Source organism: Nocardia sp. NPDC055002 (assembly GCF_053608825.1).
The window spans coordinates 1-12,930 of the sequence record NZ_JBSGWE010000006.1; the positions used below are offsets into that span (position 1 = coordinate 1).

14 protein-coding genes are annotated in these 12,930 nt (G+C 64.2%); 4 read left to right on the top strand and 10 right to left on the bottom strand.

Annotated features, from left to right (window positions below):
• A partial coding sequence (locus ACWF99_RS23420; protein WP_452537367.1) for a hypothetical protein occupies window positions 1–729 on the top strand: 729 nt, incomplete at its 5' end.
• Window positions 730–844: 115 nt separating this feature from the next.
• Here the strand turns inward: ACWF99_RS23420 and ACWF99_RS23425 are convergent.
• The 3 genes from ACWF99_RS23425 to ACWF99_RS23435 are packed head-to-tail and all read right to left on the bottom strand — an operon-like array spanning window position 845 to window position 4,407.
• A complete protein-coding gene (locus ACWF99_RS23425) occupies window positions 845–3,337 on the bottom strand; it encodes an ABC transporter permease (protein ID WP_452537368.1) in 2,493 nt (830 codons plus the stop codon).
• The gene (locus ACWF99_RS23430) at window positions 3,334–4,056 is read right to left on the bottom strand and encodes an ABC transporter ATP-binding protein (protein ID WP_452537369.1); all 723 of its coding nucleotides are present in this window, start codon (window positions 4,054–4,056) and stop codon (window positions 3,334–3,336) included. The genes ACWF99_RS23425 and ACWF99_RS23430 overlap by 4 nt, the downstream gene beginning before the upstream one ends.
• A gap of 27 nt (window positions 4,057–4,083) precedes the next feature.
• Window positions 4,084–4,407 (bottom strand): hypothetical protein, encoded by a 324-nt coding sequence (locus ACWF99_RS23435; RefSeq protein ID WP_378633368.1) that lies wholly within the window; start codon window positions 4,405–4,407, stop codon window positions 4,084–4,086.
• Between the two features lie 156 nt (window positions 4,408–4,563).
• Here ACWF99_RS23435 and ACWF99_RS23440 point away from each other — a divergent pair, with 156 nt between their 5' ends.
• The 3 genes from ACWF99_RS23440 to ACWF99_RS23450 are packed head-to-tail and all read left to right on the top strand — an operon-like array spanning window position 4,564 to window position 8,045.
• A complete protein-coding gene (locus ACWF99_RS23440) occupies window positions 4,564–5,877 on the top strand; it encodes a sensor histidine kinase (protein ID WP_452537370.1) in 1,314 nt (437 codons plus the stop codon).
• A complete protein-coding gene (locus ACWF99_RS23445; protein ID WP_452537371.1) occupies window positions 5,874–6,560 on the top strand; it encodes a response regulator in 687 nt (228 codons plus the stop codon). The genes ACWF99_RS23440 and ACWF99_RS23445 overlap by 4 nt, the downstream gene beginning before the upstream one ends.
• Before the next feature lie 9 nt (window positions 6,561–6,569).
• Window positions 6,570–8,045: a recombinase family protein gene (locus ACWF99_RS23450; protein ID WP_452537372.1), complete on the top strand. Its 1,476-nt coding sequence runs from the start codon at window positions 6,570–6,572 to the stop codon at window positions 8,043–8,045.
• 48 nt (window positions 8,046–8,093) lie between these two features.
• Here ACWF99_RS23450 and ACWF99_RS23455 read toward each other — a convergent pair whose 3' ends face one another.
• From ACWF99_RS23455 to ACWF99_RS23485, 7 genes are read right to left on the bottom strand one after another with little or no spacing between them, the layout of a single operon-like run.
• Complete coding sequence (locus ACWF99_RS23455) at window positions 8,094–8,420, bottom strand: hypothetical protein (RefSeq protein WP_452537373.1); 327 nt, start codon at window positions 8,418–8,420, stop codon at window positions 8,094–8,096.
• Window positions 8,421–8,427: 7 nt separating this feature from the next.
• Window positions 8,428–9,378, bottom strand: coding sequence for a glycine-rich domain-containing protein (locus ACWF99_RS23460; protein WP_452537374.1), 951 nt, complete (start codon window positions 9,376–9,378; stop codon window positions 8,428–8,430).
• The gene (locus ACWF99_RS23465) at window positions 9,375–9,737 is read right to left on the bottom strand and encodes a DUF2746 domain-containing protein (protein WP_452537375.1); all 363 of its coding nucleotides are present in this window, start codon (window positions 9,735–9,737) and stop codon (window positions 9,375–9,377) included. Before ACWF99_RS23465 ends, ACWF99_RS23460 begins: the two co-directional genes overlap by 4 nt.
• Complete coding sequence (locus tag ACWF99_RS23470) at window positions 9,689–9,901, bottom strand: hypothetical protein (RefSeq protein ID WP_452537376.1); 213 nt, start codon at window positions 9,899–9,901, stop codon at window positions 9,689–9,691. Before ACWF99_RS23470 ends, ACWF99_RS23465 begins: the two co-directional genes overlap by 49 nt.
• Complete coding sequence (locus ACWF99_RS23475; RefSeq protein WP_452537377.1) at window positions 9,894–10,361, bottom strand: phage gene 29 protein family protein; 468 nt, start codon at window positions 10,359–10,361, stop codon at window positions 9,894–9,896. The genes ACWF99_RS23470 and ACWF99_RS23475 overlap by 8 nt, the downstream gene beginning before the upstream one ends.
• Window positions 10,362–10,374: 13 nt before the next feature.
• Complete coding sequence (locus ACWF99_RS23480) at window positions 10,375–12,015, bottom strand: Gp37-like protein (protein ID WP_452537378.1); 1,641 nt, start codon at window positions 12,013–12,015, stop codon at window positions 10,375–10,377.
• Window positions 12,012–12,926, bottom strand: a complete 915-nt coding sequence (locus ACWF99_RS23485; RefSeq protein ID WP_452537379.1) for a phage tail protein — start codon at window positions 12,924–12,926, stop codon at window positions 12,012–12,014. The genes ACWF99_RS23480 and ACWF99_RS23485 overlap by 4 nt, the downstream gene beginning before the upstream one ends.
• Between the last annotated feature and the right edge of the window lie 4 nt (window positions 12,927–12,930).

Below are 12,930 nucleotides of genomic sequence, written 5' to 3' on the forward strand. Positions count from 1 at the left end.
GGGCCGCGGGGGCCCGTGCTGCTGCCGCATCGGGGGTATTGGCCGGTGCCTCGACGGGTGTCGGGAATGCAGCGGTTCGGGTGGGTTGTGTTGGTGGCACTGGTTCTGGTGCTGGTCGCGTTGGTTGTCGCGTTGGTCGTAGTGGTGTTGCCGGGGGACGACGACGGTCTCGACGTGGAAGACGGCGCGAGCGGGCCGTCGAATTCGGTGGCCGAGGTGGCGGATTCGTTCGCGGAGAGTCGGCGGGTTTTCCCGACCTTGGTTCCGCAGGGGCAGATGAGTGACGGTGTGGGGTATCGGGGGGCGCGGTGCGTGGGGGTGCGCAATGTCAGCGAGCTGGCGTGGAAAGAGCCTGCGTTGCAGTGGACTCCGATCACGACCGGGTGGCAGTGCGAGCGGCTCGACAATCAGGCGGGTGCGGTGAGCTACCTGGTGCTCGAATACGCGAACGCGAGCCAGGCGCGGTCGGTGCTGGAGGCGCTGCCCGCGACCGTCCGCTACGCGGGGAACAAGGACGAAGTGCCGTTCTCGCTACAGCGGTGGGTGGTTCCGGATCCGGCGAGCATCCGCATCCAGACCGCGCACCAGGTGTTGAGCTTCCCCGGCGACTCCGCCCGCGCGAATTACCTTGTGGTGGTGAGTCGCCGGGGCAGCAGCGGTACCGGTGGGGCCACCCGCCCTTCCGCGCAGGACGAGGTCATCGCGTGGTGGGACGAAGTTCCGCTCTGAGCGATGACGGGGCCGATCTCGGGGCGATCGACCTGCGATACCGAGGTGGCGGTGTCAGGGAAGGCGTCGCCGCCGCGGCGCCGGGCTGAGATGCCGGGCACCGCGGCGACCGAGGTCAGTCCACGGCCAGCGCGGCCACGATCGGCATCCGCGCCGCGCGCAGGGCGGGCGGGATCGAGCCCAGCAGGGCCAGGCCCAGCGCGACCGCACCGTAGACCGCGATCAGCGGGCTCGGCCGGTAGACGATGTCGATGGTCATCGCGTGCCCGATCGCCACCGTGGCCAGATACTGCACCGCGACGCCGACGAGGAGACCGATGGCCGCGCCGATGAATCCGATGCCCGCGGCTTCGGCGAGCACCGAGCGCAGGAGGAACTTGCGGTTGGTGCCCATGGCGCGCAGCACCCCCAGCTCCCTGCGTCGCTCCAGGACCGACAGCATCAGGGTGTTCAGCAACGCCACCGTCGCCACCAGGACGACGATCCACAGGATCATGTTGCTCATCGCTGCACCCTGCTGGACGCTCGAGGAGATCGCGTCGACCATGTCGGCGCCGGTGTCGACATGGATTTCCCGGGGAACCATCGCGCGGACCGCGGCCTGCACCGCGTCGGGGTCGGCACCGGGCGAGTAGTGGATCGACAGGATCGTCTCGCCGGGTCGCTGATACCACTCCCGCATCTGGTCGAGGTTCATCATCACCACACCGGAGACGGCGGTGAAGTACGGGATCACCTGCAGCACAGCTGTTTTGCGCTCACCGGACGGGGTGGGCATGGTGATCTCGTCGCCGACGGTCAGCGAGAGCGACCGCGCCACATCACGGGTGATGACCACACCTTCGCGCCGCTCCATCCGGTCGATCACCGCCCGATCGACCGCGCCGAGACGGGTATCGGCGGTACTCGGCGGATAGCCCTGCAACATCACCCGACCGCTGCCGATGGTCGCGAAGGCCATCTGGGCGGGGCTCACCCGTTCCACGCCGGGGACGTTCGCGACCCGTGCGGCCAGCCCGTCGGGCAGCACCGGCCCGGTCGGGAACTGCTCGACGGGGCTCGGACTCACGTAAAGGTCGGTGTCGCCCAGACTTTGGAAAGAATCGGTCGCCGACTTCACCATGTTGCCCGACGCGCCACCGAGCGCGACCACCGCCGCGACGCCGATCATCACCGTCATCGCGGTGGCCCAGACCCGGCGCGGCGCGCGTTCCAGCGTTGTCGCCCCGAGCGCGCCCGGCGCACCGAACCAGCGGGCGATCGCCGCGGATCCACGCACGATCGGACCGGTGGCGGCGAAACACAGGAACACCGTCGCGGTGAACGACGTGGTGATCGCGGCCAGCGACAGTCGCCCGAGGTCGACGAACGCGATGGCCACCGCCGCCGCACCGAGAAGCACACCCGCGGCCAGGGCGACCCAGCGCAACACCGAGTTGGTCGCCGCGGCATCGCTGGCCTCCACCGGCGCCAACGCCTCGACCGGGGCGACCTTGTACACCTGTCTGGCCGCGATCGACGCCGCCAGCACCGTCGCCACCACACACGCGGCGATCGCGACGGGGATCGCGTAGTTCGGCACCTGGAATTCGGTGCGCGCCTCGACCGATTGCACGATCGCGGCGGGCAGCCTGTCGATCGCGAACCGCCCCATCAGCGCACCGATTCCCGCGCCGATCGCCCCGCCGATCAGCCCGAGCATCGCGGCCTCGACGAGCAGATCACGCACCATCGGGGCCCGCTTGCCGCCGATCGCCCGCAACAGCGACAGCGTCGGCCTGCGTTGCGCCACCGCCATACTCATCGCGTTGTAGATCAAGAAGGCCGACACGATCAGCGCCGCCGCCGACGACATCAGCGTGGAGTACCGCATGATCTGGATCGCGCCACCGGCCTGCGCGGTGCGCAGACTCGGCTCGGCCACCACCGCCCGGCCGTCCACCGCTTCGGTGAGGGCGGTGCGCAGCGCGGCCACATCGGTGCCGGGCTTCACCACGATCTGCACCGAATCGAGCTTGCCGACCCGGTCGGTGAGGAATTGGATCAGCGGTAGCGGACCCGCCACGACGTGTCCGCTGTTGAGCCGGTCGGTCGCCTCGGAGTCGAGGACCGCGGCCACCTTCGCCGTGCCCGCCCCGATCGGTACGGGGTCGCCCTCGCGCAGGCCCATGGCGGCGCCGACCAGCACGCCGCGCTCGGTGCTGAGCAGCTTGGTGGTGTACTGCGACATCGGCCCGGCCAGATCGCTGCCGAGCGCGCCGATATTCTGATCCGCGCCGATCAGCAGTGCCCGGTCGGGGCCGGCACCGAGCGTGCCGCGCAGCATCGGCACCGCCGTCGCCACCCCGGGTGTCGCGGCGATCTGGGGTAGCAGTGACTGTTCGAAGCCCGCGTCGGTGATACCGGTGATCTCGAGTTCGGCGGTGCCCGCCAGACCCTTGGTGAGCTTGTCGACCGACCCGGTGACCGACCCTGAGATGCTCAGCACCGCGACGATCAGCGCGGCCGAGACTCCCATCACGGCTCCCGACATCAGGGTGCGGCCGGGATGGCGGAGCAGTTCACCGAAGTTGAACAGCCGCAATCGATCGATGGCGGCGGCGATCATGCGTCGACCCGCGAAGCGACGCGCTCGTCCGCGCCGATCTGACCGTCGCGCAAGGTGATCACCCGGTCGCAGTAGTCGACGGAGCTCATGTCGTGAGTCACCATCACCACCGAGTTGCCCTGCGCCGTGATGTCGCCCAGCAGCGAGAGGATCGCGGCGCCGGTTTTGGAGTCGAGGTTTCCGGTCGGTTCGTCGGCCAGGATCAGCGGCGGATCCATGATCAGTGCCCTGGCCACCGCCACGCGCTGCATCTGCCCACCGGAGAGCTCCGCGGGCCGGTGCTGTGCGCGATCGCCGAGGCCGACGAGATCGAGCAGTTCCAGCGCGCGCGGCTTGGCCTTACGTAAGCCGGTGCCGTCCAACAGCTTCGGCACGGCGACGTTCTCCCAGGCCGACAGCGTGGGCAGCAGGTTGAAGAACTGGAAGATGAAGCCGACCTGCTCGAGCCGGAACGCGGCCTGCTGGTCTTCGTCGAGATCGCCGATCTCGGTGCCGCGGAAACGAATCGAGCCCTCATCGGGACGATCGAGCGCACCGAGCAGGTGCAGCAGGGTGCTCTTGCCGGAACCCGACGGCCCGATGATGGAGGTGAACTGGCCTGCTTCGATGCGCATGCTCACCTCGTCGAGCGCGCGGACTTCCTGATCACCGACGCGATACTGCTTGACCACCCGGGTCAACTCCAGCATCGGCTGCTGTGGCGATTCGATGTCGGGCATATCTTGTCCCCCAGGGAGTTTCGGGTTTCAGCGTGCGAGTGCGCGGTCGCGGGTAGTCTGCCCGATCGCCGGGCGTGCGTCGAGAAGCCCACGCAGGGCCGGTTGTTCGGCGGCCAGCTCGAGATAGGCCTCCATCGGGGTGCGGCCGTCGATCTCGGCCAGTTCGAGTTTGACGCGCAGGTGATTGTCCCAGCGGTTGGCCAGCGCCTGCAGCAGGCCGTCGACTCCGCCGAAGAGCGTGTCGAGCTCGGCGATGCCGGCGAACAGAGCCGGGTCGTTCGGGTCGACCGCTGCCCTGGCGAGCACGGTGTGCACGATCTCGGTGCGGTGGTGTAGATCGGTCCAGGTCATGGGCTTCACCTTCCGTGAGCGGGTGAATCGAACGTTACGGGCGGCGAACGGCCGAATCGTCGTCCCGGGGACCCGACTTCTTCTCCTACCCAGGTAGGAGATCGGTACCGTTCGCGGGACGATGCTCGCCCGGTAGGCGGCGACTAGCCTTACATCATGGATGTGAGCCACGCCATCCCCGCGAAGGCGCCGGGCCGAGTGAGCCTGCGGCAGCGGTTCGCGACCAGAGCCGCGGTGCCGCGATTGCTCACCACCGTCCGCGAACGCATCGAATCGTTGCCCTACGACTATCCGCCCGCGGTGATCCTCACCGCCGACCTCGCCCTGCTGGTGGTCACCGGTGCGGCGGTGATCCAACGGCACGCGTATTTTCCGAGCGTGCTGCCGCTGCTGGCGATGGCCACCGCGTTCCTGCCGATCCCGTTGTTCGCGATCTTCCGGGTGAATCCCCACCCCGTGCTGCTGAAGGGGAGCGCACTGGCTTCCTGCGCCCTGTTCCTGCTGCAGCCGGTCAACGCCGATTTCGCGCCGTTCGTGCTGGTGATCGTCGCCGGTGAGGTGGCCGCGGTCGCCTCGCGTGGGTGGACGATCGGATTCACCCTGCTCGCGATCCTCGAACTGGTCGCGTTCGACGTGGCCGGGCACGTGCACTGGGGTGAGCAGCCGCTGCAAGGACTACCGATGTACATCATCGGCATCCTGCTCGGCATGTTCGTCGGGGTGATGCTGCAGTATCAGCGGCGTTTCCTGTATCAAGAGCGCGAGAATCAGGCGATCCGCTCCGGTCAGGCCGCCGACGAGGAACGACGCCGGATCGCCCGCGAAGTCCACGATGTGATCGCCCATTCGCTCTCGATCACCCTGCTGCACCTGACCGCCGCCCGCCGCGCGCTCCAGACCGACGACGACGTCACCGAGGCGGTGGAAGCGCTCGTCGAGGCCGAACGCCTCGGCCGCCAGGCGATGGCCGACATCCGGCGCACGGTCGGCATGCTCGACGCGGGCCCGGCGCAACTGGCTCCCGAGCCGGGCGCCGCCGATATCGACGAACTCATCGGCGACTTCCGCCGCGCCGGGCTCACCGTCGACTACGCGCGCACCGGCGACCTGACCACCGTCTCCGGTGCCATCGGCCACGCGCTCTACCGGATCGGTCAGGAATCGCTGGCCAACGTCATCAAGCACGCGCCGGGCGCCCCCGCCACGGTGCGCTTCGATGTCTCGGCCGATGCGGCCACGCTGGTGGTGTCGAATTCGCTGCCGCCCGGGCCCACGCCGCGCCGCGATACCGGGATGGGACTGCGCGGCATGCGCAAACGCACCGAACTGCTCGGTGGGAAGATCACCGCGGGCAACCGCGACGACGGCTGGACCGTGGGGGTCGGCTTCCCCCTGCGAACCGGCTCGTGCGCCACCCTCTCGGCCGTGCTGCCGGGCAAGCTCTGGAACAAACTTCAGGAGGACACGTGACGACCGCTTCGCCGATCGAGCAGCTGGTGACAGTGCTCGTGGTCGACGACCAGGAACTCGTGCGCGGCGGATTGCGTCGCATCCTGCGGCGTCGCGACGGTTTCACCATCAACGAGTGCGCCGACGGCGACGAGGTCGCGGCCGCTGTCGCCGCGCAACGACCCGATGTGGTGCTGATGGATCTGCGGATGAAGCGGGTCGGGGGCATAGATGCGACCCGGTTGCTGCGCGCCCGCCCCGACGCCCCACCGGTGCTGGTGCTCACCACCTTCGACGACGATCAGCTGCTCTCCGGCGCGCTGCGCGCGGGCGCCGCGGGCTTCCTGCTCAAGGATTCGCCCGCGGAGGATCTGATCCGCGCGGTCCGGACCGTGGCGGGCGGTGGCGCGTGGCTCGATCCCTCGGTGACGGGACGGGTGCTCACGGCGTACAGAACAGTGAAACCGGTCGGTACCCGAACCGATCGCCGGCTCGGCGAACTCACCGCCCGCGAGTACGAAGTGCTCGAATTGATCGGCTCGGGCCGGGTCAACAGCGAGATCGCCGCCGAACTCGGTATCTCGGAAGTAACCGTGAAAAGCCACGTCGGACACATATTCGGCAAGCTCGACCTGCGCGATCGAGCCGCCGCGATCGTGTTCGCGTTTGACCACGGGGTTGTGGAAGTTAAACGAGAGATCTAGTCTGATCGTGTGGAGAACAAGACAGGTCTGCGTGTACTGGGTCGGATTCGACTGTCGAGGGACTCGGAGGAGTCCACCTCGGCAGAGCGGCAGAGGGAGATCATCGAGCAGTGGTGCGACATGCACCAGCACCGGATCGTGGGCTGGGCTGTCGACCTGGACGTGAGTAGGTCCGTCGACCCGTTCGATACCCCCGAACTCGGGAAGTGGTTCACCGAGGAGTACAGGGGCTCATGGGACACAGTAGCCAACTGGAAGCTGGACCGGATCGCCACCGGCTCGATCTACCTGAACAAGGTCCTCGACTGGTGTACCAAACACGACAAGTCCGTGGTCTCGGTGACCGAGTCGTTCGACTTGTCCAACTGGATCGGGCGACTGATCGCCAACGTCATCGCGGGCGTCGCAGAGGGCGAGTGGGAGGCCATCAAAGAACGCACCCAGGCATCCCGGAGGAAGCTCACCTCGGTCGGCCGGTGGCCGGGAGGCCGATGCCCTTACGGGTTCATCGCGGTGAAGCAGAAAGGGGGTGGATACAAGCTCGAAGCCGACCCGGAGGCCCGTGTCGTCATCAACCGACTGATCGACCACGTCCTCGAACACAAGCCGATCCAGCGGATCGTCAACCAGTTGAACGAGGAGGGCGTGCCCTCCCCGGCGGACAGGCACCGGCAGCTTGCCGGTCGCGAGATCAAGAAGCCTGCCAAGTGGTCTGTAACCAACGTGGACCGAATGCTTCGGAAGAAGACCACGCTGCTCGGTCACTCGGTGCTCAACGACATCACGGTGCGAGACGAGAACGGTGATCCGGTTCTGATCGGACCGCCGATCGTGGACTTCGATACGTTCCGAACGATCCAGGCCGAACTCGACGATCGGTACACCCCGCAAGAGTCGCGGATGAATGCCTCACCGCTTCTCGGGGTGCTCGAATGCTTCTACTGCCACAAGCCCCAACACCACAACGCGGATAAAACCTACCGGTACTACTCGTGCGGGGCCCGGTGCAAGGATCACGTACACCTCAACGCCGATGAAATGGAGAAACTGGTCGAAGAATCGGTTTTGTTCGAGATCGGAGACGTTCCAGAGCAGAAACGACGGTTCATTCCGGGTCAGAATTCGAAGGCCGCGTTAGACGAGGCTGTGCACGCCATGGACGAACTTACTACCCTTCTCGGGGCCGTCACAAGCGACACCATGAGAAAACGCCTTACAGGGCAAATTAGCGCCCTAGATTCTAAGATAGCCGAGCTAGAAAATCGGGAAAGCACGCCAGACGATTGGGAGTACTACGAAACGGGGAAAACCTACGGCCAACTATGGTCTGAACTCGGTGTGCAGGAGCGACGCCAACTATTGATCGACGCCGGGGTCAAAGTCCGGGCGGGCTACGCCGACAGGGACTGGAAGAAACGGATCAAGGGCACGATCAGGTTCGAGGTCATAGTTCCCGACGACATCCTCAACCGCATATCCGTGTAAACGCAAAAAAGCCCCCCGAGGACCGCAATGGCCTTCGGGGGGTTTCTGTTATTCGATAGTGTAGCCGAGCGATGCCAGCGACCAGGTGAAGCAACCCTCGATATACGCAGGGTCCTTGTTGGGGTTGCCGTCAAGTGTGAACGAGCCGACTCGCCTCTTCAACGAACGTTCGGCTACCGCGCCGGTCTCGGTCGCGGGGAACACGCCAACCTCGCCGTCCATGTGGAGGCTGGGGTAAACGATCCGCACCAGAACGTACTCGTGATCGGTGCCGTCGAAGTTCCTCGGCTCACTCAGCTTGTAGATCCGAGCGAGTCCTCGCGACTGCTGTACGTGTCCGTGAGTATCCACCGGGTGGATTGTTGCTGTCTTCATGTTGCTCCTATGGGGGGAATGGACTGGAGATAATCCAGACCCGTCCGTTGGCACCGTTGCCGCCGTTACCGGTCACGTTCGCTGCGTCACCCGACTGCTGACCGCCGCCGCCTCCACCGCCGCCTGGAGCGCCGCCGTGGCCGCCAACACCGCCCCAGGCACCGTTACCGATGCCGTACGCGTGTCCACCACCACCGCCACCCGCTCCGGGGCCGAGGTTCTTGTCTGGGGCGTCTTGTCCGTGGCCGCCGTTGCCAGCGCCGTACGAACCAGAGAAGCCAGCTCCACCGCCGGAGGCGTTGATGCCGTTACCGCCGGACGAGGCATTGTTCGGGTATGCGGACCCCGACTTGCCGGCTCCGTGCCCGCCGTTCGCCTGCCAGACAGGCTCAGTGCCCGTACCGGCCTGGGGTGGGCCTAGCCCACCTCCGAGACCAGGACCCGCGACAGCGATTGCACCGCCTGAGTCGACGACACGTGATTGTCCGCCCGGCTGCCCGGCGAACCCACGGCTGGTAGATCCTGCACCGCCAGCGCCGACGATCACTGAGAGCGTCGCCTCAACATCTGCATCGAGCAGCGTCGTGATCGAGAATCCGCCTTGTCCACCGCCGTACCCGATTTCGGTGTCGTTGGCGTTGGGGCGATACCCGCCACCACCACCCGAGATCACATAAAACCGGTGGTGCTGCATCGAGGCTGGCTTGGTCCAGGTGTCGTTGCCGAAGAACTCGGCAATCTGGGAGCCGTCTTCGAGGACTGAGATCCGGGTCTCGTGATCCACGATGCTTCCGCCGACGTGTTCGTACTGCTTGTCCCGAGCACCTCCGAACGAGGACTTGATTCCCCCGGTCATAATCGCCATACCGATTGACTCGGTGAGCGACTTTCCAAAGTCGTATTCACCACCGCCGATGACGTACGCTCCATCGGCAGGTGGCTGACCTGGAGTGGTCACAGAAGGACCTCCTCCGGGTGAACCCGACGAGCGAATGCACGAACCTCGACTTCGAAGTTGTGCTGGTCGTCGCGAATGTCTCGGACCTCACCGCGGAGTGACCGAACGTCCTTGACGACCTCCTTCACGTCCTTGTGCATCTCGTCGATGTCGTCGCGGAGATTCGTGGAATGCGTATTCGATACCTGCGAGTCGACCCGGTCCAGGGTCGTATTCTGCTTCCGGTTGATCCTGATCGTGACCCACGAGCCAACGATCGGGGCGAGGATCGCGATGATCCAGAGATACTCCGGTGCGTTAGCTGGGAGATTCACTTTGCGTGGCGTCCCTTCACTGGAGAGACGTACAGGCGAGCCCACAGACTCAATACGACCGGCGCAGTGACCGCATAAACGGCCAAAGCCTCATCCAGCCAGGAAATGTCTAGGGCCTTACCGGTAATCGCCCCCACGAGCGCGACAACGGCCAGAATGGCACCACGGACAACAACGGGTTCTGGAACCTTGGGGGTTTCGTCAGCCATTCTCGACTCCTTCGGGGATATTGATTTCGTAAGCGGAATCCCGGTGCTCGGTCGGACGCGAGATAAGTCCCGCTGCCTCGTACTGGGCGAGCATCACGGCGTTTTCTTGGACAGTGAGCTTGTTGATATCGGGGAGGCGCATAACCTCGGGGGCGGGAGTTCCCGCCTCTACCCACTGGGTCGCGGGGTTGTAATCGTGGCGGGGGCCACGGACCACGGGCTGGAATTCGATTACCTGCTCCCGGAGCTGGCTCACATGGATAAATCCATCCTCGCAAGCCAGCGCCCGGAGTTCAGAAACGTGCATGAACCCACACTCGTCAATATGCTTAGACCACTTCCGAAGATTGTCCGGGTGGGTCACCTGCGCTGCGCCACCGGTATTCGGCAGATTGCGAAGGGCCCAAACGACTCGTTCTTCGGGGTCTTCCCAGTTGGCGGTTTCTTGTGTGGGGAGCACGGCGGTGCCTTTCTTAGACGAGCCCCAGCTCGGAAAGTCCCGAGGTGAGTTCCTGGATTAGTTCGAATGCCTTCTGGACAGGATCTTCGGGTTCGCGGTACCCGATAGACATTTGCCAACCCGAGGGGCCATCTGGACCCCACGAGTATTCGATCGACTGGACACGGTCGACAAACACTGTGTTTGGTTCGGGGTATCCGAGAACCGAAGTCCCGACACGAGAACCAATCCACACATGCCCGTATCCGGGGGCACCGATTCGATAAGGAGCGGCGTCCGCAACCTTGATCGTGTGCGCCGTATGTGCCCTGGTGGACCACATCTTTGCGCGTAGCGCAATCAATGCCGCGAGGGTGTAAGCGCGGTCCGCTCCTTCGGCCCAACCCTCGTAATAGTGGAATGCTCCGAGCGCTTGTGCGCGACCCGAATCACCCCAGTTCATAAAGGCGGCTACGACATCTGTATATAGCGGACGCAATAATGCGTCCAACGTGCCTCCAGCGGGTGGAACAAATAGCGCAGCGGCGATTAGATCCCCGATCAGATTTACCGCAGCGGAAATCCCCTCATTAACTCCCGGAGCTGAGTGGCCTCCAGTTACAAAGCGTGTGTCGGTCGCTTCGTAATAGATGAACTCGGACGATTCGATGCCTGTGTAGATGCCTTCTTCGTAAATCACCCACGGTGCCGAAGGACGTGTTCCCTGCCATCCCGGAATGTAGTACTCGTCCGGGAAAGTCGGGTCGCCATGGATAATGTCGATGCCTTCGGTCAGACCATCCGAGGCAATAGTGATGAACGCTCGTTCGAGGCCCGTCAGCAGATTCCCACCGAAAGAAGTCTGGGTCTTCCAGCCCGAGTTATCTACGATCTCCCAGACAAGGCAGCCGTGACGAATGTTCGCACCGGGCCATGGGGCCGGGTCGCCGGTAAGCCAACGACGGACTTCAATCGTGAGCTGTGCGTCTTCCACCACGCGCTTGGCGACATCGTGGAACGACTTGAACCGGGAGAACACCGTCGTGACATTCGAATTATCCTCTCCGAACGAGAACGGCTTGACGACGTTGCGCCAGCGACTCTGATCCAGACCGTTTTGTTCCGCAGGGTCATCCGGCAGCATCCAAATTGAGGATTCGAGACGCATTAGGTTCACCAGCAGGGTTACCGACAAGGCCCACTTCGCGGGACCAAAGATCATCCACAAACGCGGGAACTGGAATTCGGCAGGCAGGAACGGATTAGACCAGCAGTAGATGTGCTTGGCCTGCTCGTAATCGTGCTTGAACTGGATTTCCAGGTACGCGATGCCGGACTTCTCACGGACTACTCGATAGTTGTCCATGCAGCCGCTCCACCGAGCGCCCTGCTTGTCGAACGTCACGAAGATATTCCGCTTAACACGGCCCTTGTGGAGCATTACCCACTTGGCGAGGTAATGGTCCAGCGGGAGCCGCAGCATCGCGGTACCCGTCTCGTTCTCTATGAACTTGAAGTCGCCAGCGATCTCTCCCGAGACCTCGCCACGAAGGTTGAAGTCGCCATCCCACAGGCGGACGTACGGTGCTGCCAGGCGGGCCTTCTCCCAGGCCGCCCGACGCACCTTGGTGTTCTTCCACAGGTTGTTGACATCGACGGTCGTAGTCAGGCTCATTCAAGCCCCCACGGACGCGACCAAGGCCGCGGAATCACGAGGGTGAAGATCTGCCCGGCAGGGCAACCGACGACCTTTAGGTTGTACGTGTGGTTACGGGTGTACGGCGGGAACGGATGCCGAAACCGAACACCATTCATTCGAGCCCAGACCAGCGCGTCATTTGCCGCGATCACCTGCTCGACCCGAGGGTCCGAGTCAATGACACAGTCCTCGCCGGATACGAGAGTCGGCATAACGATCGCCCGGTTGAACAACGCCGGGTCCTCGAACGAGGGGTCCGGGATCTTCACCTTGCACGGGGCAGGGACAATCCACTTCGGGAAAACATATTGGTCCGTCGGGTTGAGCCCGCCTCGGCCATCCGAAGGGTCAACCGTGATAGTCAGCGTCTCCGCAGACCCCGAATTGATATCGGTGATACCCGTCGTATCCGTCTGGGTGGTGACGTGGTACATGACCTCGTCCTCGTACCAGAACGGGTCACCGGCGATGGCGACTACGCCAGCGCGGTTAACAGAATTGCCATTAGGGTCAGTGAACAGCGAAATATCCATCTGTTCACCCAGCGCAAGATTCAGGTACCGGGTGCCGGAATTCTCAGTGGTGACATACAGCTTGCAAGTGCGGTCGTACGCCCATGCCTTACGCCATTCGGAATCTCGGGATAGCCACGAGTCCGACTTGTCATTGAGAATCTCAACGCCGAAAACGATGTCTCGACGGAGAATGCGGTGATTAAGGTAGCGAGCGCCGGGCCAATTGCCCGGCTCCTCATAAACTACCTTTACAGGCGGGTCATAAAGACCCGTAACTCCTGTACCCAGGTACACCCCGCGGTCCCCGGCTTCGGGGCCCGCGAGGATGAACCTCTCGCCGTTGACTCCTTCGAGTTCAACGACGGTATCCACTTAT